The organism is Bradyrhizobium viridifuturi (assembly GCF_001238275.1).
Classification (GTDB): domain Bacteria; phylum Pseudomonadota; class Alphaproteobacteria; order Rhizobiales; family Xanthobacteraceae; genus Bradyrhizobium; species Bradyrhizobium viridifuturi.
This window is the reverse complement of sequence record NZ_LGTB01000006.1, coordinates 115,677-137,057: the sequence shown is the minus strand read 5'-3', so window position 1 is coordinate 137,057 and position 21,381 is coordinate 115,677. Positions and strand designations below refer to the sequence as shown.

Genomic DNA, 21,381 nt, shown 5'->3' with positions numbered 1-21,381 from the left:
TCGCGCAGAATGGAAAATAGGTGTCGATAGGCAAATGGTAGATATCAAGCAGCATCTAGCGCGTACGCGGCGCTGCAGCATTTGAAATATCTATCGTCCCATTCGCCTTCTCGATCAGGAAAACGATCCGGACATCGCTTCGTTCGGTGATCTCGACCTTGTCGCCGGTCTCCTGGATCAGGGCCGGGATATCGATCACCGAAAGCGGATCGGTGCAGTGCACTTCGAGGAAATCTCCCGCCGTCACGCTCCTGAGGGCCTTGCGCGTCTTCAGCGCGGGCAGTGGGCACTTCAGCCCGGTGAGATCGAGTTTGGTCGTCGTCATGGCGCGACCATGGCGAAGCGGCTGCGCATCGTCAACGGCGGCGCCCTCCCCACCCTGTTCAGCTTTCGGCCGCGGCGACGCAAGTACTTCGTCGACCGAAATTGCCGAACGCAGCATCAATTCGGCCACGTCCTCGATGTCGTCGAGGTGCGCGACCGGCAGCGTGGTTTCGACCGCGACGTCACTGGCGATCCCGACCACGCGCGGATCGTCCGGGAACAGCAGCGGCTTGCCGTTGGCGGCGCGATACACCTCGATCTTGCTGACCGGCTCGCGCTTGAATCCCTCGACCACCACCAGGTCGACGGGGGCCATCTTGGCGAGCAATTCCGGCAGCCGCGGCTCGTTGGCGCCGCGCAGCTCATGCATCAGCGCCCAGCGCCGGGTCGAGGACACCAGCACCTCGGTCGCGCCGGCCTGCCGGTGCACCCAGGAGTCCTTGCCGGGCACGTCGACATCGAATTCGTGATGGGCGTGCTTGATCACGGAGACGCGCAGGGCCCGGCCCAGCAGAAAGGGGATTACCCGCGACAGCAGGGTGGTCTTTCCGGCACCGCTCCACCCCGCGAGGCCAATCACTTTCATCCGCGTCTCCGAAGCCATCTAGCGTCCAATGCTGCTTATATCAGCGCTGAAGCAATGTCATGCCAGCCTTGCCGGCGGGATTTGGCCGGGTCACGCAGGGCCGATCGGTCCAACGGATATACCTCGAAGTTTCCACTGCGCGGGGCGGCCGGAACGCGATAAATTGCATCATCGGAGACCACCTATGCCCCGCTCGCCTTCGATCGTGCCGCATCAAGTCGACCACGACACCTATCTGGTGCTGAACGATTTCGGCCGGCTTGGCCGTGCCTGGTGCGAAACCGACCAAGAAGGCGCCGACCGGAAGACGCTGATCCGGCGTCTGCTGGATGACCAGTACAGCCATCCGGTCCGCATCGTGGCCTTCAACACCAACGAGGGATGGTCCCGCGACGTGACGACCGATATTGCCGACGAGCTTCGGCGGCGTATCGTCGAATACGATGAGGTCCCACGCTCCGTGATGGAGTTCGTGGAGACCGCCTTGCGGCACTGAGCTGGATCGCGAAGCTGCGTCCCCACCCACATCTGTCATCGCCCGGCTCGACCGGGCGGTCCAGCACGCTGCAACCTCTCGGCTCAAGTACTGCTGCCTCCGGAATACTGGATCACCCGCTTTCGCGGGTGATGACAGCGCGTTGTTTGACATCTTGAATCGAGAACCATCCTCATCGTCGTCCCTGCGAAAGCAGGGACCCATAACCACAAATGGTCGTTGCTGAACGAGGTTGGAACGACGAGTCCCGACAACAGCATCCGCCGCGGCGTATGGGTCCCTGCTTTCGCAGGGACGACAGGGTGATTGTGGCAATCGCGAGCCATACACATGCTCGCACCAACGACGACCGTCTACGCCGGCCTGAACCCCGCCGCCGTCAGCGCAGTGCGGCCCTCCTGCGACGCCAGCGCTTCGAGAAAGGCCTGCACTGCGGGCCGTTGCTTGCGCGCCGTCACCAGTGCGAAGTCATAATGCTCCTCGGCAAGCGGAATGAAGCCGAGGCCGGAGGCGTTCGCGACCGGCGCGATCGTCATGCCCCAGTCGGCGCGATGCTGCGCCACCGCGGCCGCGACCGCATTATGCGAGCGCGGCTGATTCCAGTAGCCGTCGGGCCGATGGCCTGCGAGCAAGCGGTCGATCAGGATGCGGGTGCCGGCGCCCTGATTGCGGTTGACCATAATGCAGGCGGGATCGGCGAGCGCTGCGCGCACCGCCTGCTCGGCGCTCAAGCCGACAAAACGCGTATCGTCCTTGCGGAACACGATGCCCTGCATGCGCCGCCAGCCCGGCACGAGCTCGAGGCCCTCAGTGAGATACGGCGTGTTGTAGGTCTCGGTCTTGTCGTCGAACAGATGGATCGGGGCGAGATCGCATTCGCCGCGCTTGGCGGCCGCGAGCCCGCCCAGGCTGCCGACCGCGATCGAACGCACCACGAGCCCGGCATGCGCCAGCGGCGCGGTGACGAGATCGAGCCCGGTGCAGTGGCTGCCGACAATGACGAGATCCGGCACCCGCACATGCGGCGTGAACAGCGTCACCTCTGCCTCGCCGCCGGCCGGCAGCTGATCGGCCAGCGCCTCGATCTTCAGGAAACCGTCGGCCTGCGCGAACGAGGTGATCGCGCCCGAGCCCTTGCCGCTCGGATAGGCGATCAGGCCGTCGGCGCCTTCGACCAGCGACACCATCACGAACTCGGTACGCCCGAGCTCGGAGGCGATGCGCACCGGCACCTTCGCCGCGACCTTGGCATCGGAGCGCGGCGGCAAGCCGGCCATTCGCCGCAGCACCGGCACGATCATGTCGTGGAAGGTGAACATCGCCGAGGTCGGAAACCCCGGCAGGATCACCACCGGCTTGCCGTCGCAGACCGCAAGGCACAGCGGCTTGCCCGGCTTCAGCGCCACGCCATGCGCGATGATCCCGGGCTTGCCGAGCCTTCCGATGATCCGGTGCGAGACGTCGCCTGCGCCCTTGGAGGTGCCGCCCGACAGCACTAGCATGTCGCTGTCCGCCAGCGCCTTGCGCATCGCGGCGTCCAGCATCGCCTCATTGTCGGCGATTGCGCCGAGGAACGCCGCGTCACCACCGTTCTCGGCAATCGCCGCCGTGACGATCGCGCCATTGGTGTCGTAGATCGCGGCTGACCGCAGCGCCTCGCCCGGCTGCACCAGTTCGTCGCCGGTCGACAGGATCGCAACGCGCGGGCGGCGCGTCACCAGGACCTCGGCGATGCCGCAGGCCGCGAGCATGCCGATCTCGCGCGAGCCGATGATCGTTCCCGCACGCAGCAGCGCCTCGCCGCGCGCGATGTCGGAGCCGGCATAGGACACGAACTGCCCGGGCGACGCCGCGCGCCGGACCTCGATCGCGCCGTTGCCGTCCCCTTGGCCGGCGGGTTGGGTGTGCTCGACCATCACGATCGCATCCGCACCGCGCGGCACCGGGCCGCCGGTCGCGATCGCGGTCGCGGTGCCCGGGAGCACCGGCCGGGTCGGCGCGATGCCGCAGGCGATGGTCTCGTCGGTCAGCGCGAGTTGCACCGGCGCACCCTCGCTTGCTCGTGCAAGATCGGCCGAGCGCACGGCAAAGCCGTCGACATTGGAGCGATCGAACGGCGGCACGTCGATCGGCGCCACCACGTCCTCGGCCAGCGCACGGCCGAGCGCATCGGCGAGCAGCCGCGTCTCGGACGGCAATTGACGCGGAAACAGCGCCGCCTCGAAGCGCGCGATCGCCTCCTCGCGCGACAGGATGGTCAGGAACTGGTCCTGCTCGACGGACGGGTTGGCTTTCGGCGTGAAAATGCGGGTCATCTCGGGAACTCACTCCCGCAACATATAGACATCGACCACCGTGCCCGCAGCGAAGCCCTCCGTACCGCCGGGCACGATCAGCAGGCCTTCGGCCCGCGCGATGGCGTCGAGCGACAGATCGGCGATCGCAAGCACGGACCAGGAACTCTGCTGACGCGTCAGCAGCACGACCTCGGCAATGCCGACGCCGGAAGCGATCTTGCGTTCCAGTGGCAGCGCCAGCGTTTTGCGCGGCCGCCGGCCCGACAGACGATCGAGCACCGGACGCGCAATCGCCCACCAGGCCGCGAAAGCCTGATCCGGCGCGCCCGGCAGGGCTATGACCGGCGTTGCATCGATCCGACCAACCGCCGCAGTGCGACCTGGTTGCAGGGCGATGCCGTATGCGATCAGCGTGCCGCGCGATGCCAGCGCATTCACCGTCGCATCGGTATGACCGACACCGGTGCCCCCGATCGTGACGATCAGATCGCAGCCATCCGCATCGAGTGCGCCAGCAATCGCCGCCATATCCGGCGCTGCCTCGATGCAGACAATCTCAGCGCCCGCAAGCTGCGCCGTGTCTGCGATTAGCTGCGCGGACAGCCCACCGTTGCAGATGTTGACAATGCGAAGCCGCGGCCGCCGGACGTGCAGCAGTTCCAGCCCGGCGGCCCGCGCGAGCAGGAGGTCGCGCGGCAGCAGCGGCTCTCCCGCCGGCATCACCACACGGCCGATAGCAATGTCGCTGCCGGCGCGACGGACGCCCTGCCCCGGGACCGCTTCGGCGAGCACCTGCGCAAGCGGACCGGACATGTCGACCGCGTCGGCATCGACCACGCAATCGGTGCCATCAGGCATCGCCGCGCCGGCTGCCACCCAGACCGGGCGTTCGGCCAGAGGCAGCGGCGCATAGGAGGACGCACCGACCAGGTCATGGGCACGCATCGCCCAGCCGTCGCAGATAGCGACATCGTGCGGCGGATAGGTGCGCAAGGCCGGCATCTCGGCCGCAATGCAGCGCAGGGCCTCGCCCGGCGGCAGCTCGATCGGCTCGACGGGGGCGAGCTCGCGCAGCATGGCGGCCAGCGCCGCATCGAGCGGGGTGAGCGAAGCCGGGAGGCGCTGGGCGGTGACCATGGCCCGCTATGGACTGAATCGGCCCCGAAAGAAACCGGCTCGGGCCGTGCCGGGCACCGCCATTAGACCGATGGCGCGTTGACGTGGCCCCCGAAATAGTTGCAAAAGAAACCAATATCACCGGGTTCCAGAGATCCGGCACAACCATAATGGCCAATGCGCCAGATCAGGAGGGAGACAGAATGAACGCGAAAGGACTAGCCATGTTCGGGACGCTCGCAGCCGCGCTGCTGGCCTCCTCGACCGTCTCGGCGCAGGTATCCGACGACATCGTAAAGATCGGCGTGCTGACCGATATGAACGGCCCGGCTTCGACGCCGACCGGACAGGGCTCGGTCACCGCCGCGCAGATGGCGGTCGACGATTTCGGCGGCAAGGTGCTCGGCAAGCCTGTTACGGTGATCGTCGGCGATCACCAGCTCAAGCCCGACATTGGCGCGACCATCGCGCGGCGCTGGTATGACGTCGATCAGGTCGACCTCATCGTCGACGTGCCGGTCTCGGCGGTCGGTCTCGCGGTGCAGAACATCGCCAACGAGAAGAAGAAGCTGTTCATCACGCACTCGACCGGCGCGACCGATTTCCATGGCAAGTTCTGCTCGCCCTACGCGATGCAGTGGGTGTTCGACACCCGCGCGCTCGCAGTCGGCACCGCGCAGGAGGTGGTGAAGCGCGGCGGCGACAGCTGGTTCTTCATCACCGACGACTATGCGTTCGGCCATTCGCTGGAGAAGGACGCCTCGGCGATCGTGACCAAGAACGGCGGCAAGGTGCTCGGCGCGGTGCGGCCGCCGTTTGCGACGCCCGATTTGTCGTCCTTCATCCTGCAGGCGCAGGCCTCGAAGGCGAAGATCATCGGCATTGCCGGCGGACCGCCGAACAACACCAACGAGATCAAGACCGCCGCCGAGTTCGGTGTCTTCGCCGGCGGGCAGCAGATGGCCGCGCTGCTGGCCTTGATCACCGACGTGCACTCGATCGGGCTGTCGGCCGCGCAGGGCCTGTTGCTGACCACCTCGTTCTACTGGGACATGGACGACAAGACCCGGGAGTGGTCGAAGCGCTACTTCGCCAAGATGAACCGGATGCCGACGATGTGGCAGGCCGGCGTCTACTCCTCGGTGACCGCCTATCTGAACGCGATCAAGGACAGCGGCACCGACGATCCGCTCAAGGTCGCGGCCAAGATGCGCGAGAAGCCGGTCGAGGACTTCTTCTCCCGCAACGGCAAGCTGCGCGAGGACAACCTGATGGTGCACGATCTCTGGCTGGTCCAGGTCAAGACGCCGGCCGAGTCGAAGTATCCGTGGGACTACTACAAGATCCTGGCCAAGATCTCGGGCGAGGATGCGTTCGGACCACCGGACCCGGCATGTTCGATGGTGAAGAAGTAACTGCGCAGGAGTTGTTTCGGGGCGCGGGTGCTAATGCATCGCCCCGGAATGACCTTTGGACGTAGGCGCGATGGCGCGTCTACGCAAAGGTCACTTCGCCACCCCGATCTCGCGGAAATATCTGAGCACGCCGGGGTGGATCAAACTGATATCGGGCGCGGCGGCGACGGTGTTCGCAGCCGTGGTCTCGCAAGCCTGGGCGAGCTTCTTGCAGAAATCGGCCTCGACGCCATGCAGCGTCTTCGCCAGCCGGTAGGCGACATCCTCGGGCAGGCTCTCGCGCACCAGGATGTAACTCCAGGAGCCGACCGAGGAAATCGCCGTCGTCTGCTTCGGATAGCTGCCGGCGGGAATCGTCAGCGGCTTCAGGAAAGTGTGCTTGGCCCGGATGCGCGCAATCTCGTCCGCGGTCGGGGCGATGAAGCGCGCGCCGGTCGCGCTCTCGGCCATCTTGGTGAAGCCGGGCCAGCCGATGCCGGCGCCCCACAGCGCCGCGGCGCGGCCATCCTCGACCATCGCGGGTCCGTCGCCGGCGCGATCGAGATAGATCGACTTGAAATCCTCGTCCTGCTTCAGCCCGATGCCGTCGAGGATATAGCGCGACAGGATCGGCAGGCCGGAGCCCTTGGCGCCGAATGCGACGGACTGGCCGACCAGGTCCTGGATCGTCTTGTAGGGACTGTCGGCGCGCACCACGAACATGCCCGGGCTCGAATACATCGCGGTGAGAATCTTCAGCTTCGTGGCCTTCGGCCGGCCGATGCCCATGAAGGCCTCATAGGACGGCTCGCCCGCAACGGTCGCGATGTCGACGCTGCCGGCCTCGAGCAGCGGAATGTTCTCGTTGGAGCCCTTGGTGTTGCGTGGCTCGATCGACAGCGTCGGGTCGGCTGCGTTCATGACCTCGGCAAGCGCATTACCATAGAGCGGAAAGCCGCCGCCGGGCGTCGCCGTGGCGAAACTGATCGTGGTTTTGGAAATGGTCTTGCCCCCCTCTTGCGCCGCCGCGCCACCCGCGAGCAGCAGCGCGCCGGCGCAAATCATAACAGCGAATTTCATCCCGAGCCTCAAGCATTGCACGTGAGCCCGACTATCGTCGCACGGGCGAGGTCGTAGGCAAAGCGAGCGTTTTGTGAAACCATGACGGCAACAGTCACAAGAAAATGACGGGAGAGACGATGTTCCGGTTCGCGCGTGCTGCGTTGCTTGGTTTGATTTGTTGCATTGCCTCGGTCGCCCCTTCGTCCGCGTCCGACTATCCGAACCGGCCGGTGCGCTGGCTGATCGGCTTTGCCGCCGGCGGCCCGGTCGACATCGTCGCCCGCATCATGAGCCAGTGGCTGTCGGATCATTTCGGCCAGCAATTCGTGGTCGAGAACCGCGCCGGCTCCGGCGGCAACATCGCAGCCGCCGCGGCGATCAACTCGCAGGCGGACGGCTACACGCTATCGTTCGTCGCGCCCAATAACGCGATCTCGACCTCGCTCTACAAGAAGCTGCCCTACGACTTCCTGCGCGACACCACCCCGGTCGCCAGCATCATGCAGCTCACCAACATGCTGGTGGTCTCGAACGCGATGCCGGTGAAGACCGTTCAGGAGTTCATCGACTACTGCAAGGCCAACCCGGGCAAGATCGCCTACGCCTCGTCCGGCAACGGCACCTCGGTGCACATGTCGGCCGAGCTGTTCAAGGCGATGACCAAGTGCGACATGCAGCACGTGCTACCGGGGATCGGCGATCGCCTTCCCTGACATCATCTCCAACAAGGTGCAGCTGATCTTCGACAATCTGCCGTCGGCGCTCGAGCAGTCGCGCGGCGGCAGCGTCCGCGCCCTCGGCGTGACCTCGCCGCAGCGCTGGCCCGGCGTGCCCGATGTGCCCGCGATCGCCGAAACCGTGCCGGGGTTCGAGGCGGTCGGCTTCTACGGCATCTCGGCGCCGAAGGGCACGCCGCCGGAGATTGTCGACACGCTCAACAAGGCGGTCGGCGAGGCCCTGAAGGACCCCAAGCTCGTGGCGCGGCTCGCCGAGGTCGGCGGCATCCCGAAACCGATGACCCCGGCGGAATTCGGCAAACTGGTAGCCGACGAGACCGAGAAATGGCGCAAGGTCGTGGAGTTCGCCGGCGTCTCGGTGGACTGAGGCGTCGACGGCCACCATGGGCGGATCGGGGACGGCATTGCCGAAACCCTATGCACCCTGTAAACGGAGCCCGCACCGTTGCCGGCCGCCCCCGCGGCCCGCAAGGCGGCGGGGCCTGTAGCTCAATGGTTAGAGCCGGCCGCTCATAACGGTCTGGTTGCAGGTTCGAGTCCTGCCGGGCCCACCATGCAGCTATTCGCGCGTTGATTTGACATTGTTATTTCCCCGTTTTGTCTCATCTCCGGTATTTGGCCCTTTGGGTGAGACACTTTTCCGCTTCCTATGCTCATCAAGACGCGTGAAGGCATTGTCCACCATCACGCGCTTGTTCGCTTCTCGAATGTAGATTTCGGCGGTTTCCAGCTTTGACCAGCCGAACAGCGCGCAGAGCTCCGGCGCGCCGGCTCCGCTCTCTGCCATCGCGACGGCGCTGGCCTTACGCAAGCCGTGAGCACTGCACAGAGGAAGGCCCGCAGCATCACACCACTCGCGCATCTTGTTGCCGAAGCCGGCAATCGTGAACGGACGGCCAAGCTCGTTGACCAGATAGGTTAGATCTCCCGTTGGAGTCGAAGCCAACGCAAGCTTCAACTCCGCTGTAAATCTCGCGACGATCGTCTTGCGTGTCTTGACCCGCTTGCGGCCCTTCCATGCGACAAACTCCAGGTATCCATCGACTTCGTGCTGACGACCGATGCGGCATGCGTCTGAGCGACGCGCTCCGATATTGAGCATGATCTCGAGCGCGAGCCGAGCTTTCGTGCCTATCTTGTGGTGGTCCCGGAACGCCGCCACTTCCGCATTGGTCCACGTGTGCCAACCCACGGTTTCGTTGATCTTCTCGACGCCGACTGCCGGATTGATCTTGGCGAGCTTTTTGCGGACTGCCCACTTGAACAATGAGCGCAGATATTTCACCAGCTTGTCGGCGGCGCCTGGCTTTTCGCGGCGCTTGTCTCTGCTGCGCTCGACATCCTCGGTGCGGTAGGCATCATAAGGTAGGTCGCCGGCAGTCTTGCAAAAACGATTCAGCACGCCACGCTTGTCGTTCTGGGTCAGGATATCGAAATGTTTGAACTCGTCAGATCGATAGTACTGGTCAACGAGCCAGTAGAACGTCCTCTCGCGGGGCAAGCCCGGCATCGCACGCGCGCCGCTTTCGATATCGGCGAGCGCCCTGCGATATGCAGCCATGAACGCATCCGTGATAGTGCCTGTCTCATCCTCGAAGATCTCGCGTATCCTGATTTTCGGCTGCCCTGGCTTTCGGACATAGTACCGAACATTTCCGTTTGGGTCCGGATCGAAGACGCAATATCTCAGGCGTGTCTTGATCATGCGACCACACCGTCAAACGGATTTTGTTTCGGTGACCCATCTGCATCGCGCAAGTCGCACCAAGCTTGCCGAAGTTCATCTGTGTCCCATAGAACAACACCGCCGATCTTACGCCCTTTCGGCATAAAGCCCCGCTCGATCCACTGATCGAACAGCGTTGGAGAGATTGAGAACGCGGTAGCGGCCTCGTCGCGACGCAGTGCAAGCCTTGGAAGGGTTATTGCTCTCGCCGAGGCGCTCAGATTTATGATCCTTGTCTCTTCGCTATCGCGCCGCGCGGCGCCGCTGGTCATGCGCAGCCCTCCTCAATAGATGAGCGAGCCCGTCGATCCATGAGGCACTTTTCCCTCATGCGTTCGATACCAGCCAATGTCACGTAGGTTTTGTTCGCTGTTTTCTCGCACTCAAGCCGGCCACGCCGGATCTCAACGCGAAGGCCGCTGACGGTCATTGACCCGTCAGGGTAAGCGAGCTGTGCGGCCACCTTGAGCCGCAAAGGAGTGTCCGGCCCGATGGCGGTCGGATCGATTTGGATGTTAGGCGAGTTGCGGCGGAAGCTCGGCGCGGTGCGAGAGCAATCCCTCATCGGTAGCGGTTTCATTCCTTCGCTCCAACATATCGTCCTCTCGATTTGTTGGCGCGACCGGTCGTGACCGATCGTCAGGAAGCGGTTAGCGACTCCGCTCGGAAGCCCGCAATATTGATGATTTGGCGACTTTGTGCAAGTTCGCGCGCCACACGCTTGCCCGCCCCCCCCTTCCCCCTGTGGAAAAAGCCTCCGGCGAAGCTCCCAAACCCTCGCAACAAAAAGGGGGCTACGCAACGTGAGGCGCAGCCCCCCCAGGGGGGTATAGGTTCACTTCGGCCGACGACGGCAGTGCCGCGCCGGAAATGACCGAAGGAACGTCTCGTCCTCAGCAAGCGCTTTCTCAACCTGCTTTGGCGTCGCGCTGACCCAATCGTAGGGATTAAGCGCCGCGGCCCGGCGACGTTTCCAATCCAGATCTGCCGCTGTCGGCGCGGGCGTCAGGAGCTGCTCGAGCACGGCCCGGCGCCAGTCTTCAACGAGAGCGAGACGATCGACCACGTCCAAGACGGGAGTATCCGCAGCAAACGCTAGTCCTTGATGGGCGGCGCCGGCCGCGTCATTCATGTCCAACTTTGCGCGGAGGAATCGAACTTTTGCGCCTGCGCGCCGCCATGCGTCTTTGCGGCGCTCGCGGAGATCCTCGTTCAGCCCGATGTTGGAGGAGACACCGCCGGCCAGCGCGTCCAGGTGGGCAGCTTCGTCGACCCGCCGCATGATGTACTCGCCCCGACGCTTCCGATCGGGCGACACGAGGCGAGCGATCGACGCACCGATCGTCTGCTTGGTCGCCGTTGCCGGCGCGCGCCCCTCAGCCTGCGCGGGGAATGCGATGACGTTGTCATGCATGCTCGCCTCCTCCTTGGCCTTGCAGGTGAATGCTGGGTGCCGGCGGCGCCGGCAGACCGGCGAGCGCGCACACCGAGCGCTCGATCGCGCGATCAAAGAGGGCGAGGTTCTCATCATTGTCGCCGATGAAATCGAGCACGCCGCCGGATTCCCGGACAAAGGCCAGAAGCGCCGCCAGACCGAGCAACGTAGCCGGCGGCGTCGAGATTAAATCGAGCAGGCTGGGCCAGAACACTTCATCATGGAAACGGTCCTGGGCGTCCCAGCGCTCGGCGTTGACGCAGACCCCGTTCTCGAGGGCCGCCTCGGCGTCGGCGGTCACCTGCTCAAAGGCCGCCTTGGCCTGGCGGAAGGCATCGATCGCCGCGAAGACGGGATCTAGCTCGCTAGGGCGGCCCGCAAGAGCGCCGAGGCGAGCGATCGACGCACCGATCGTCTGCTTGGTCGCCGTTGCCGGCGCGCGCCCCTCAGCCTGCGCAGGGAATGCGATGACGTTGTCATGCATTGGTGTCTCCCCTGGCGCGAGATGACCCAACGGACGGCGCTGCCAAAGCATTAGCCGCCTCGATTTCATGGGTGCAGCCGAGACCGCATCCACCGCCGCAATTGGGATAGGACGGGCATCGAGCGCCGTAAAACGGCTGCTCGCTCGTTTTCTTGCGGGACGCCGCGGTGGTCTCGGCCACACGTCGGCGATGAGGACTTGAGAGCCGTGTATTCGTGGTTGCTCCGCGCGGGGCGGAAACATCGGCCTGCACTTCAGTGTCGTAGTTCGCGTGGCGCCATGAGGCCGTCTGTCGGTATGCGTGATCCTGATTTGCAAGTCGGTCAAAGCTGCCGAGGGACGGCTCGTTCTCGTCGCCGCTCAGTTCGTCGTCGACGTCCGGCTCACGCCCGTCGTGTTCGTCTTCGCTGTCATGCGTGACGCTATCGGACCATGCGACCTGCGACCCATCGCCATCGCGCCTCCGATCCGGCCAATAGTCGCCTTCCGGGGCGGCCGGATGGCACTCGATGGACCCGAGCGACGGCTCACCGTCCTGGCCGGCTGCCCAGGTGGATTGGTCGAGCTGCCGGCGCCCGCCGACGCTGCCGAGCTCGGGCTCGTCGTCGCCGTTCGGTTCCAGATCGGGATCGCCGTCGAGCTGATCCAGGAAAGCGAGCAGACGATCGATCTCGTCCTGAGCCTCTTTGCGGAGCCGCCCCATCGCCTGGAACAACTCTTCGGGGGAGACGCCTGTCGGTAGATAGAGCGCGACTGGCCCAGCAGCGGCGGCCGCCTGTGGGGCTGGCGCGGTCAGGATGGACGCCATGGCCGGGATGGCGGGCGCCGCGCCTAGGGGCTCGTGCCGGCCAGGGACGGGTGCTTGGACGGCGGCAATGGCAGCCGGCGTGATGGTGCGTGTGGAAGTGCGTCGTCGCACCGCGCGAGGCGGAAACATGGGCCTTTCAAGTGACATAGGTGGATACTCGCGGTTTAAACCGGCTTCTGAAGGCCGGGCGCCAGCGGCAGGCTGGCACCGGGAGTTTCAGAACACGTCCGCGAGAACGTGCGCCATGGCCTTTCCCCGAAGGGTATTGCATAGCCGCGGCACTCCCGGCATAGTGAGCCGGTCGCCGCCCACGGCAAATGGGCGCGTCATAATTTCGGCGGACAAGGAAGCCCGGCAAGGCTCTTGGCCCGCCTATCGCGGAATGATGCGCATATTCCCCGGCAAGGGACCGCATCGGGAGTTCTGAAGCTCCGCGGACATTTTCACCTGATTTGATGGCGCCATGCAAGCCCCCCTCCGGGGCGGCTTTCGCGCGCCTGTTATTGTCGGGGATGGACGCTAATTGCCCCCTTTTCCATTTCGCTCGGATTGCTGCAGGCTCCCCACGCTCACCGGTGTCTCGTCATCAAAGGAGCCACGCAGAGGATGCCAAGCGCGATTGAATGGTCGGCGGCAGAAGACGAGATCGTCAGAACGAACTCGATCAAGGGCGCCGAAGCGCTGCTGCCTTGGAGAACCGTGCCGGCCATAAAGCATAGGCGACGCATCGTTAAGCCGACATGTCCTCCAGCGAGCGACCAAAAAAGGTGGAAGCCTCACGAGGATGAAATCGTTAGGACGAACTCCATCAAAGGCGCTGCTCGATTGTTGCTCGTTCGCAGCGACGCTGCAATCAAGCAACGACGCCATCAGCTTGGTGCAATTGTCCACCGGCAAAAATGGACAAAGAACGAGGATCGGCGCCTCCGAAAGAACGCATCTCTGCCAGTAAAAAAGCTCGCGAAGCTATTCAAAAACCGAACACCCGCAGCTCTTCAAACGCGAAGGACCAGATTGGGCTGCCAGGGCTTTCACAGAGAGGCAACACCGTGGAAGCAGAGCGAGATCAGACTGCTTCGCCAAATATTCTCTACCTCCGGGCGTGCCGATCTAGCCCGGGCATTTGATCATTCGCTTAGCAGCATTCTAGCCACCGCCTTCAGGCTCGGCCTCCGAAAAACCAAGAGGTTCAACTTGGCAGATATCCACGACCAGATCCGCTGCCGAGCTCGAGAGGACGGCATCAGCTTGACGATGCTAGCCGCAGAATCTGGTTGCGGAATGCACTTTCTAAGGCCGCTAGCGCACGCCACTTGCGATTATAACAGGGCTGCCGCCGCTATCGCTTTCTTCGGCGGCCGCATGGTAATCGATTGGCAAGACGAATAGCCGAATCGCCATCCATCCTGGCGGTTGATCATGGCGGCGGCGGGAGCCTCGGAGGTGGCTGTTCCGGTATCTGGTCAGCACCGGGACCGGGATCGAGCGTCACCTTGAATGGCTGAAACTGGTTGCCCCAGTTGTCGGTCTGCGCGTGGTCCTTATTGCTGTCCAGCTCGATCCTGACTTTGAACCGGCCTTGGGTGCTCTCCGTGATGCCGAGCGAGACACTGTCGTCCGGCGTAGGGCGCTGCTCGCCGTCCTGGTGAATGTCCCAAAGTTGATCGAGCTTTGTGATCTTGCCGCGCGCTCTTGAAAACACCGAAATTTGGATCAGACCGAAACCGTTCGTGGTCACCTGATTGTTGGATGGATGGTTCGGACCCGTGTCGGTATCCGCTATCAGTCCGCCAATGTCGACAGTGACGGCATCTTCGCCGGTCGGCACTCTCATCAGATACTGAGTGGCGACCACGATACTTTTCCCGAAGTCAATGGGTGCAGTATCGTCTTCGACTGGAATGCCCACCGTGTTGCAAACGCCGTCAACGCACGTCGTCAGACCATAACCGTGATAAGGTCCATCCTCGTAAGCCTGTACCGCACTCACGCTGCCATCAGAATAGTCATTGAACCAGACCATGCACTGCCCCGGACCATCGGTGCTGTTGTTGAAATCAGGCGGCGCATAGGTATCCAGAAGTTTGGCACCCTTTCCTTGGACTACGTCAGCAGAAATCGATGGCGATCCGATACCCGGCGACGGGCCGTAGGGACCGGACGAGAATGATTGATTGCCCGCGCTGAGCGTCACGACGATATAGAGCGTCGTGAACTTGACGTTGATGATGTTCTGCCGTGGGTCGAGCCGATATGGCGGATTGATCCCGGTCGAGCCGACCACATCGAACTTTGCCGGCGCACTTTCGTCGATCAGATATTGATTGAGCAGCTTCACCTGATTGCGGCGGGCCGAAACGTCACCCTGATTTCCGCTGCCCTTCAGATAGGTGACGATCTCGTGCTCGACATATTGCGACTCGTCTTTGCTCGAGTCATCCCGCGTATATCGATCACCAGGCACAACGTAGGCCTTGAGCGACGGATCGCCGTCGAACGCGGCCGATGCCGCATCGTCAATGTTGGTGTCGTAGTGATAGATCCGCCGCGCTTCGACGATCCGAGCCTGGTTCTCGGACACGCTGGTGTAGTGTCCAACGTGCCCGATGTTATCCGAAGTCGCGTCGGCATCGGCGCCGCCGGTCAGGCGGCTTTTCATACTCTTGATGACCGGGATCGGTATCCATTCTTCGGGGTCATTCACGTTGCCGGCGGTCGGGTCGCAGACCTTGACGATCTCCGTCTTGCGCGCCGGATTGCCGTCCGGTTCGTAATCGTCGGCTGCAGGGTCGTCCTGCCACAGCAGTTTATCCTGGTAGCCTTGGCGCCATCCCTTCGCCGTCTGCGTCTTGCCCTTCGCTATGTCGATGCGCTCGACATCAGCCCAGATGTGCGGAAGCACATCACCCTTCTTGTTCGTGCCAAGAATGCGAATGACGTGCGTCTTGCGAGTATCTGGAGCATTGGTCATTGGGCAAAAAGCTATACTTCGATTATCTCGATCCAGGCGGATGGTTTGCCCTCCGCCCGAAGTACTGCTTCTCGCGCTTCAAAGCGGGCGAGCATTTCCGGGGTCATCTCGATCGTGAGAGGCTCATCGGCGGAAATGCCGAGCCGCGCTCGCTCGACTTCAAAGATAGCATCGATGGCATCATCCGCGTCAGGCGTCGTCGTCATCGCCAACCTCCTTAAAGCCGTACACATCATCATCCGGCGAGTGGATAATGACAGCTGCACAAGGCCATGGAATAAACACGTAACGACCGTCGCGGACGAGGCCAATTCCGCCCGCAGACCTCACGGACTCCAGCGCGCCGAAGACGTCACCGTTATTGACGGTCCAGCGAATTGTGAGATGTTCGCGCACTCCCGCCGCAACGAATTCGGGGCTGCATAACGTGATGCACATGGGCCCGTCGAATTTCCCTTCGCGGTCCTTCTCTTTCTGGTAATCAGCGAGACTTACAACTGACATTTGAGAATTCCTCCCGATCGCGGTCCATTATTTATACCACGACGGGGCGTCGCCAGTTCGTTTGAACGATCGAGATATAGCGGCCTTGTGCAATAGGTCGAGCACTCCATCGGGCGTAGCTCTCAATCCCTCGATAGACTCGCCGTTGTGCAGGTTGATCGTCACGGGATGCAGCGATTCGGCTTTGCCGGAACCGGGCCCCAGGTCTTTGGCCGCGCCCGACAGGATCGATGACCCGCTTCTCATCGGTGATTCATGATCCAGCACCGAGCCGTAATCGACGTGTCCGCCGCCGGCAAAACCAGCGATCATGCCAACGAGGCCGCCTTCGGCATATCCGCTGCCATCGTCCGTGTCCGGATCGTAGCCGAAGCGGCCAATGAAATCGCTCTTGTGTCTCTTGACCGGAGATTTTTGGTTCATCGCCGCCATAGACTGCGCAATTCCCTGCCTGATGATCGGATCATTCAGAAGGGGATCGCCAGGCAACCGCAACACGCCATCGACATAAGCACCGCCTGTGGACGGATCGTAGAGGATTTCATGCTCATTGGACGCGATCGTCCGGGTCACTTCGCCGCCATCGGCAAACTTTCCGGAATTCAGCCGATCCATCCAGTCGACGCCCATCTTCTTGACGGTCGAGGCCTTCACAACATATTCGCCGTCGGACAGCTTCGCGTCGATGGAATCGCTGGTCGACGTACCAGGACCGCGCACATGGCCACCGGTATCCAGCGCAACATATCCGCCGCTTGCGCCGCGGACGCCGATCGTGTCGACGTCGCCATCGACACGCGTGTTTGGCGGATTGATCTTGTTCACCAGGGCAGCGATGGCAGTCAGAATCTGCTGTAGAACGCCAGTCTGCGCCTGGCTGGTCTGTGAGGCGTCGGCGCTGGCTTGCTGGAAGACCTGGCCGAGCGAGGCGAGCGCGTTCGATCCGGCGTCGGAATGCTCCGTTGGCTGCAACCTTTGAGAGGGTGCGATCGGCTGCTCATGATCCGGCGGTGTCGGTTGCGGCGGAGCGACGGGCCAACCGTAGGCTGGATTCGGATCGAAAAAGCCGGGGACCGTTGATGGTGGTACTACTGCCGGTGGAGGAGATTCAACGGGAACGGCCGCTCCCCTATTCGTCTCTCCCAGAAATGGCTTCTGCTGTTGGTAGATCGCATCCGGCCGGCCTGCGGCATCTCTCATGTCCTGCAGCGCCTCGATCGGCGTTTTTCGAAGCGCCTGCGGCCCGTCATGCAGGAACTTCATCACCCGCATGGCATTGCTGTCATCGAATCTCTTGTCGGACTCGCCGGTCAGCAAGGTTTTCCCGAGATCGAGGACGTCAGGCTTGTTGTGTTCGGCGCGTTCGGCCGGGCTCACCGGTCCAATGAATTTGCCGCCGCCTGGCTCGTAGTCGCGCGGATGGACGATCTGGTCAAAATGCTCCGCAGCACCATCGATGGAATGCGCGAGTTTATCGATCAGTCCGGTCAGACCGAGGCTGTCGCCACCCATCGCCTCACCGAGACGTTTCGCTGACGCCTCCAGGCCTTCGAAGGCTTCCATGACACCGCGAGCCGCGGCCGCGTCGTCGAGCGCCCGCGGGGCCTGTTTTGCGATCTGGCCGAAGACGTTCCCCGAAAAGCGGTCGACGAGTGGAAGCTGGCTGTTCGTCCTCGCGAGATATGCCGACAGATCCGGTGCATTACCGAAGCGCTGGAGCGGATTGAATGAATCGGAAACCGATTTCGCGACGAGATCAGCGGCATGAGGCAGCACGGAATGCAGACGGTCGACAGCGCCAGCGGAAATTGAGTTGTTTCCAGTCACATCAGTCAAGAATTGATCGACGTTTTTCGCGATCTCGTCGCCCGACGATAGATCACGCCTGCCCTCGGCGAACAGTGCGTTGAACGCTCCGGTCAAGTCCTTTTGTGACGGAATGTTTGCCGCAGGCCCATAGCGCAACTTCTCCTGCCCCAACTGCTTCTGCCTGTACTGCAGAAGTCTTTCCATGCTGGGACCGATCGTCTCGGTGCTGGTTCCGAGCGCCTTAGCCTGCTTGGCGAGATCCTCAAAACCGCCTTCGCCTGCGCCAAGTGCTTTTAAGCGCGATTGAGTCTTCTGCGATTGCTCGCCGATCTTCCCAAGGCTGACCAGCACACTGCCGGCGAGCGCTGCGCCGAATGGCACGAGGCCGGCCCCTGCCAGCCGGGCGAACGTGGCGAAATTGCCGAGCTCAATTCCGGCCGATTCCGCGATCGGGTGCAGGGTGTGCAGGGTCTCCTTTAACTTCTCTCCTGCCTCCCGCGCGCCCTCGATGGCCTCGGCGTGGGCATCGCTGCCGAATCCCGTACCGCCGGTGTATTCCTTTAATTTCTTGAAGGCGTCCTGGCCGGTGTCACCGATCTTCCGCAGCTTGCCGGCGACTTCGTCGGCGCCATCGAGTGAAATGCGTTGCTTGATGTCGGCCATGCTCTATTCCTTCGACAATTCGGCAATGATTTTCCCAACCTTCTTGACCTCGCCGCGGGCCGCCAGAGCCATGATGCTGAGAAGATCGGCCTTCCGTTGCTTTAGCGCCGTCATGGTCAGCTGCGCATATGCGTAGGCCTGCGCCGGCGTATATGACCAAACATCCACTGGCGGGTGGCGCCCCTCGCGGATCAAGAACTCGGCGACTCTTGCGAGATCGACGCTGAGCCCTCGGGTGCGCTCGGACTGTGTTGCTGGGAAGCCGCGCCCTTTGCGCCGCGCGCTGCGGCGGCGAGCAGCGCTTGGACGAAAGGGCCGGCGGTCCCACTGAATGTTCGACTCAGGACGCCAGTCAGGAGGTCAGTCTGCTGCGGCAGCTCCCATCCACCGATCGCGCTCGCGATTTCACTATCCCCGTCCTTCCCGACGCCGGCGGCCATGATCTCAATGGCAGCATCGGGAATGGAATTCAGGATCGCTATCGGATCGGGCACGCTGCCGCTCTTATCCAAGAAGGTGAGCAGTGTGGGATACTTCGCAATGAAATCCGCGACGCGGTGCATCGAGAGGCCACGGACTTCGACAAGCGCATCATCACCAACCGGGACCGCGATCTTGCTTGGTGCAATGGCCGTGATGTCGACAACGCTATTCATTGATTGAACTCCATTTTTGCTCGTAAATTTCGGCCAGCTGGTCGGCATTCCGCTGAATGATGCGAGTGATGTTGTATCGCTGAGGATCCGTGACGGCTGGAACGCCGACGAACATCGGAATCAAGCGAACCGTCCCGCGGCCGCGGCCGCCCGGGTTGCGACCGCGCTTGAGCAGCCTCAGCGACGGACTCTTTTGGGCTCGCGCGTCGGTTTCGCGCACGACGGCCGCCAGGAGCGGAGCCTTTCCCGGATGGTTGATCGAGTACAGAACGCCGACATTTTTAACGAACTCGCCCGGCCCCATGCGCTTGCCGCCGCGGCCAAGCGGTGCACCATCGAGAGGCAGCCACATCAGCGGCTTGCCGCCGATCGTGGCGCCCTCCTCGAAGACGCTGGCATATTTGACCTTCAATCCGACCACGGCCGCCGGGCGAAGGCTGTCGCCATGGCCAGGATAGACTTTCGCGTACATGGCGTTGCTGAAGCGCTTCGAGAAGCCCGCGAGCTCGCGCTGGCCTTCGGACTTGATCGACGCCGCAACCTCGGTCACAGCGGCAGTCGCAGCACGCGCAAGCTTGCGCGCCTCGACGTCCATCAGCTTGCGGTAGTCGGGCCCCACTTCATATCGAATGCGCATGAGAAGCTTTTCTCTGTTACGGGGCCGCCAGCACGCCTTCAAGAAAGGCGATCGCGGACCCTGACACCGAAACCGCATAGATCTCGCCGGGGGGAACAAAGCCCGCGAGATACCAGGCACCTCCATCGAATAGATCATCCACCGACTTCAGATGTCGCCAAGATTTGCTCCAGATCATCGCACCACCTTGACCACCTGCCTGGCTCGCGCCATCCAGACTGATGCCGGCTCCGGCAATGATGTCATCGCAGAAGCCGACGGTAAGCGGAGCAACTCCGACGTTCTGCACCAAGAGAAAAATCCTCGCCGGATTTTCAGGGAGAACAAGTCCCGACGTACCAGCGAGCAAAGGCCGCGCGCCGGAACTGGAAACCGCAAATCGGGTCGCTCTTCCGGACATCAAGAGAAGTCTTCAACCAAGCCCAACCGCGTGATTTCCACCGATGATGTTGATCTGCGCGACCTCCGGCCTGCGGGCGCGCGTCTCGATCATCATCGCCCTGTCGAGCGCTCGCGTTGTCAGGATCTGCCGCCAAGCTCCGTTATAGGGGTGTCCCTGGCCGCCGATCGAAAGGCCGAGTTCGATGCCATACGGAAAGTCGTCCAGGGGGCGATATGCGATGTCACCATGCGCCAATGCTGCCGCAACGAGCGCCGAAGTCGTCAGGTCCCCTGGTCGCCCGGCTTGTCGCAGGCGCTCGGCGAGGATATCGAGCCAATAGCTCGGCGCACGCTTGGTGTCCGGCCGCGGGATGCGGCGCATCATCGCCAGCGCGGTGAATGCCGCTGTAAATTCGGCAAAGTCGGCATCCTGATAATCAAGCTCGATATCGCGCGGCATCCAACGACGCTGCGGCTTGAGCTGCGGATTGTGGTGCAGCACGATGCCGTAGAGTGTCTCCAGTTGCTTGGTCGACGGAAGCGGGGCCAGCGGCTCGGCGATCTCGGTAATCCTCACCTCGGGATCATGGTGCTGCTGTTGAGCGACTTGCGCGATCGTCGCATCGCCAGCGAGCAATTTGCGCAGCTCGGCGGCCTCGGCCTCGAGCGCAGCCAGGCGCTGCGCGATGACGTTCGATGATGGCATTGTAGACAACCTCCGTGCTTTTAAGCCGCCCTGTTAAGGCTTAACTTAAGGCTTCAAAAACTCAACCTGACTGGAGAACCCAAGCGCTCTGCCGCTCCGCATCCAGCTTTGTTGAGGAAGGACCCCGCAGTCTATGCGGCATCGGAACACCCCGTCATGATGCAGCGGCGCGGAGTTTGACAACGTCGACAAAGCTGCTCAGCTGGATCTCTGCCATGTGGCGCGCCAGGCGAAATGAAATCCAGTTGCCTATGCGCTCGCTGCCTGCGAAGCTCGCGGGTCTCGGCGTCGGTCATGCCTTGATCGATCGCGTCGCCCATCGGCTTTTCTCAGGATCGCGCTTTCGCGCCGGCGGCGAGGATTTGCGCAGCCAGCCCGGTCGGCTTGGGCAGCTTCGGACCGCCAGCGCGAGCAAGCTCACCGGCGGCGAGAATTGCCGAGGCGGTTGCACGGCCGTCCCCAGCCGTGGAATGCGCCAGGTGAGCAAATGCGCTTCTGCCGCTGATGGCCTCGATCAACTTCCGCTTCTCCGCGCGCGTCTCCTTCTTCGTCTTGGCCGCAGGTTGTGCCGCGCGCTTCATGTAGCCGG

At 62.8% G+C, this 21,381-nt stretch carries 21 protein-coding genes, 1 tRNA gene and 2 pseudogenes; 4 read left to right on the top strand and 20 right to left on the bottom strand.

What is annotated here, in order from left to right:
- Positions 1 to 55 precede the first annotated feature (55 nt).
- A complete protein-coding gene (locus ALC15_RS44750; RefSeq protein WP_095735987.1) occupies positions 56 to 325 on the bottom strand; it encodes a sulfurtransferase TusA family protein in 270 nt (89 codons plus the stop codon).
- A gap of 78 nt (positions 326 to 403) precedes the next feature.
- A pseudogene (gene mobB, locus ALC15_RS44745) lies at positions 404 to 910 on the bottom strand (molybdopterin-guanine dinucleotide biosynthesis protein B); the annotation flags it as partial.
- Between the two features lie 184 nt (positions 911 to 1,094).
- Between mobB and ALC15_RS07730 the strand changes: the two are divergent.
- On the top strand, positions 1,095 to 1,406 hold the full coding sequence (locus ALC15_RS07730) for a hypothetical protein (RefSeq protein WP_050626715.1): 312 nt from the start codon (positions 1,095 to 1,097) through the stop codon (positions 1,404 to 1,406).
- 353 nt (positions 1,407 to 1,759) lie between these two features.
- On the opposite strand, the gene ALC15_RS07725 is transcribed toward ALC15_RS07730, so the two are convergent.
- Positions 1,760 to 3,721 (bottom strand): molybdopterin biosynthesis protein, encoded by a 1,962-nt coding sequence (locus ALC15_RS07725; protein ID WP_050626714.1) that lies wholly within the window; start codon positions 3,719 to 3,721, stop codon positions 1,760 to 1,762.
- A gap of 9 nt (positions 3,722 to 3,730) precedes the next feature.
- Positions 3,731 to 4,840, bottom strand: a complete 1,110-nt coding sequence (locus ALC15_RS07720; protein WP_050626713.1) for a molybdopterin-binding protein — start codon at positions 4,838 to 4,840, stop codon at positions 3,731 to 3,733.
- Between the two features lie 182 nt (positions 4,841 to 5,022).
- Between ALC15_RS07720 and ALC15_RS07715 the strand changes: the two genes are divergently transcribed.
- A complete protein-coding gene (locus ALC15_RS07715) occupies positions 5,023 to 6,234 on the top strand; it encodes an ABC transporter substrate-binding protein (RefSeq protein WP_050626712.1) in 1,212 nt (403 codons plus the stop codon).
- A 90-nt stretch (positions 6,235 to 6,324) separates the two neighbouring features.
- Here the strand turns inward: ALC15_RS07715 and ALC15_RS07710 are convergent, their stop codons facing one another.
- Positions 6,325 to 7,293: a TAXI family TRAP transporter solute-binding subunit gene (locus ALC15_RS07710; RefSeq protein ID WP_050626711.1), complete on the bottom strand. Its 969-nt coding sequence runs from the start codon at positions 7,291 to 7,293 to the stop codon at positions 6,325 to 6,327.
- 119 nt (positions 7,294 to 7,412) lie between these two features.
- Here ALC15_RS07710 and ALC15_RS07705 point away from each other — a divergent pair.
- Positions 7,413 to 8,379, top strand: a pseudogene (locus ALC15_RS07705) (Bug family tripartite tricarboxylate transporter substrate binding protein).
- A 111-nt stretch (positions 8,380 to 8,490) separates the two neighbouring features.
- Positions 8,491 to 8,566, top strand: a tRNA-Ile gene (locus tag ALC15_RS07700).
- Positions 8,567 to 8,571: 5 nt separating this feature from the next.
- On the opposite strand, the gene ALC15_RS07695 is transcribed toward ALC15_RS07700, so the two are convergent.
- From ALC15_RS07695 to ALC15_RS07625, 15 genes are all read right to left on the bottom strand, one after another.
- On the bottom strand, positions 8,572 to 9,717 hold the full coding sequence (locus ALC15_RS07695) for a tyrosine-type recombinase/integrase (RefSeq protein ID WP_050626710.1): 1,146 nt from the start codon (positions 9,715 to 9,717) through the stop codon (positions 8,572 to 8,574).
- Positions 9,714 to 10,010, bottom strand: coding sequence for a helix-turn-helix transcriptional regulator (locus ALC15_RS45130; protein ID WP_200914650.1), 297 nt, complete (start codon positions 10,008 to 10,010; stop codon positions 9,714 to 9,716). Before ALC15_RS45130 ends, ALC15_RS07695 begins: the two co-directional genes overlap by 4 nt.
- A gap of 563 nt (positions 10,011 to 10,573) precedes the next feature.
- Entirely contained in the window at positions 10,574 to 11,152 is a 579-nt protein-coding gene (locus tag ALC15_RS07685; protein WP_050626708.1) for a hypothetical protein, read from the bottom strand.
- Positions 11,145 to 11,657, bottom strand: a complete 513-nt coding sequence (locus tag ALC15_RS07680) for a hypothetical protein (protein WP_050626707.1) — start codon at positions 11,655 to 11,657, stop codon at positions 11,145 to 11,147. The genes ALC15_RS07685 and ALC15_RS07680 overlap by 8 nt, the downstream gene beginning before the upstream one ends.
- On the bottom strand, positions 11,650 to 12,465 hold the full coding sequence (locus ALC15_RS43205) for a hypothetical protein (RefSeq protein ID WP_128089473.1): 816 nt from the start codon (positions 12,463 to 12,465) through the stop codon (positions 11,650 to 11,652). Before ALC15_RS43205 ends, ALC15_RS07680 begins: the two co-directional genes overlap by 8 nt.
- A 1,417-nt stretch (positions 12,466 to 13,882) precedes the next feature.
- On the bottom strand, positions 13,883 to 15,436 hold the full coding sequence (locus ALC15_RS07665; RefSeq protein WP_050626704.1) for a hypothetical protein: 1,554 nt from the start codon (positions 15,434 to 15,436) through the stop codon (positions 13,883 to 13,885).
- An 11-nt stretch (positions 15,437 to 15,447) separates the two neighbouring features.
- Entirely contained in the window at positions 15,448 to 15,642 is a 195-nt protein-coding gene (locus ALC15_RS07660) for a hypothetical protein (protein ID WP_050626703.1), read from the bottom strand.
- Positions 15,626 to 15,940, bottom strand: coding sequence for a hypothetical protein (locus ALC15_RS07655; RefSeq protein ID WP_050626702.1), 315 nt, complete (start codon positions 15,938 to 15,940; stop codon positions 15,626 to 15,628). Before ALC15_RS07655 ends, ALC15_RS07660 begins: the two co-directional genes overlap by 17 nt.
- Before the next feature lie 27 nt (positions 15,941 to 15,967).
- On the bottom strand, positions 15,968 to 18,412 hold the full coding sequence (locus ALC15_RS07650) for a hypothetical protein (protein WP_050626701.1): 2,445 nt from the start codon (positions 18,410 to 18,412) through the stop codon (positions 15,968 to 15,970).
- A gap of 3 nt (positions 18,413 to 18,415) precedes the next feature.
- Positions 18,416 to 18,607 carry a hypothetical protein gene (locus ALC15_RS43200; RefSeq protein ID WP_128089472.1) on the bottom strand — a complete coding sequence of 64 codons (192 nt, stop codon included), beginning with the start codon at positions 18,605 to 18,607 and terminating at the stop codon, positions 18,416 to 18,418.
- Positions 18,604 to 19,068, bottom strand: a complete 465-nt coding sequence (locus ALC15_RS07645) for a phage pre-tape measure protein (RefSeq protein WP_050626700.1) — start codon at positions 19,066 to 19,068, stop codon at positions 18,604 to 18,606. The genes ALC15_RS43200 and ALC15_RS07645 overlap by 4 nt, the downstream gene beginning before the upstream one ends.
- On the bottom strand, positions 19,061 to 19,663 hold the full coding sequence (locus ALC15_RS07640) for a DUF6441 family protein (protein WP_128089471.1): 603 nt from the start codon (positions 19,661 to 19,663) through the stop codon (positions 19,061 to 19,063). Before ALC15_RS07640 ends, ALC15_RS07645 begins: the two co-directional genes overlap by 8 nt.
- A 58-nt stretch (positions 19,664 to 19,721) precedes the next feature.
- Positions 19,722 to 19,997, bottom strand: coding sequence for a hypothetical protein (locus ALC15_RS07635; protein ID WP_050626698.1), 276 nt, complete (start codon positions 19,995 to 19,997; stop codon positions 19,722 to 19,724).
- 120 nt (positions 19,998 to 20,117) lie between these two features.
- Positions 20,118 to 20,792 (bottom strand): hypothetical protein, encoded by a 675-nt coding sequence (locus tag ALC15_RS07630; RefSeq protein ID WP_050626697.1) that lies wholly within the window; start codon positions 20,790 to 20,792, stop codon positions 20,118 to 20,120.
- Between the two features lie 329 nt (positions 20,793 to 21,121).
- A complete protein-coding gene (locus ALC15_RS07625; RefSeq protein WP_050626696.1) occupies positions 21,122 to 21,373 on the bottom strand; it encodes a hypothetical protein in 252 nt (83 codons plus the stop codon).
- Between the last annotated feature and the right edge of the window lie 8 nt (positions 21,374 to 21,381).

What these genes read in the sequence shown, in the direction of transcription:
- ALC15_RS44750 (WP_095735987.1), bottom strand. Translation starts at nt 325, where the DNA reads ATGACGACGACCAAACTCGATCTCACCGGGCTGAAGTGCCCACTGCCC.
- ALC15_RS07730 (WP_050626715.1), top strand. Translation starts at nt 1,095, where the DNA reads ATGCCCCGCTCGCCTTCGATCGTGCCGCATCAAGTCGACCACGACACC.
- ALC15_RS07725 (WP_050626714.1), bottom strand. Translation starts at nt 3,721, where the DNA reads ATGACCCGCATTTTCACGCCGAAAGCCAACCCGTCCGTCGAGCAGGAC.
- ALC15_RS07720 (WP_050626713.1), bottom strand. Translation starts at nt 4,840, where the DNA reads ATGGTCACCGCCCAGCGCCTCCCGGCTTCGCTCACCCCGCTCGATGCG.
- ALC15_RS07715 (WP_050626712.1), top strand. Translation starts at nt 5,023, where the DNA reads ATGAACGCGAAAGGACTAGCCATGTTCGGGACGCTCGCAGCCGCGCTG.
- ALC15_RS07710 (WP_050626711.1), bottom strand. Translation starts at nt 7,293, where the DNA reads ATGAAATTCGCTGTTATGATTTGCGCCGGCGCGCTGCTGCTCGCGGGT.
- ALC15_RS07695 (WP_050626710.1), bottom strand. Translation starts at nt 9,717, where the DNA reads ATGATCAAGACACGCCTGAGATATTGCGTCTTCGATCCGGACCCAAAC.
- ALC15_RS45130 (WP_200914650.1), bottom strand. Translation starts at nt 10,010, where the DNA reads ATGACCAGCGGCGCCGCGCGGCGCGATAGCGAAGAGACAAGGATCATA.
- ALC15_RS07685 (WP_050626708.1), bottom strand. Translation starts at nt 11,152, where the DNA reads ATGCATGACAACGTCATCGCATTCCCCGCGCAGGCTGAGGGGCGCGCG.
- ALC15_RS07680 (WP_050626707.1), bottom strand. Translation starts at nt 11,657, where the DNA reads ATGCATGACAACGTCATCGCATTCCCTGCGCAGGCTGAGGGGCGCGCG.
- ALC15_RS43205 (WP_128089473.1), bottom strand. Translation starts at nt 12,465, where the DNA reads ATGGCGTCCATCCTGACCGCGCCAGCCCCACAGGCGGCCGCCGCTGCT.
- ALC15_RS07665 (WP_050626704.1), bottom strand. Translation starts at nt 15,436, where the DNA reads ATGACCAATGCTCCAGATACTCGCAAGACGCACGTCATTCGCATTCTT.
- ALC15_RS07660 (WP_050626703.1), bottom strand. Translation starts at nt 15,642, where the DNA reads ATGACGACGACGCCTGACGCGGATGATGCCATCGATGCTATCTTTGAA.
- ALC15_RS07655 (WP_050626702.1), bottom strand. Translation starts at nt 15,940, where the DNA reads ATGTCAGTTGTAAGTCTCGCTGATTACCAGAAAGAGAAGGACCGCGAA.
- ALC15_RS07650 (WP_050626701.1), bottom strand. Translation starts at nt 18,412, where the DNA reads ATGGCCGACATCAAGCAACGCATTTCACTCGATGGCGCCGACGAAGTC.
- ALC15_RS07645 (WP_050626700.1), bottom strand. Translation starts at nt 19,068, where the DNA reads ATGAATAGCGTTGTCGACATCACGGCCATTGCACCAAGCAAGATCGCG.
- ALC15_RS07640 (WP_128089471.1), bottom strand. Translation starts at nt 19,663, where the DNA reads ATGGACGTCGAGGCGCGCAAGCTTGCGCGTGCTGCGACTGCCGCTGTG.
- ALC15_RS07630 (WP_050626697.1), bottom strand. Translation starts at nt 20,792, where the DNA reads ATGCCATCATCGAACGTCATCGCGCAGCGCCTGGCTGCGCTCGAGGCC.
- ALC15_RS07625 (WP_050626696.1), bottom strand. Translation starts at nt 21,373, where the DNA reads ATGAAGCGCGCGGCACAACCTGCGGCCAAGACGAAGAAGGAGACGCGC.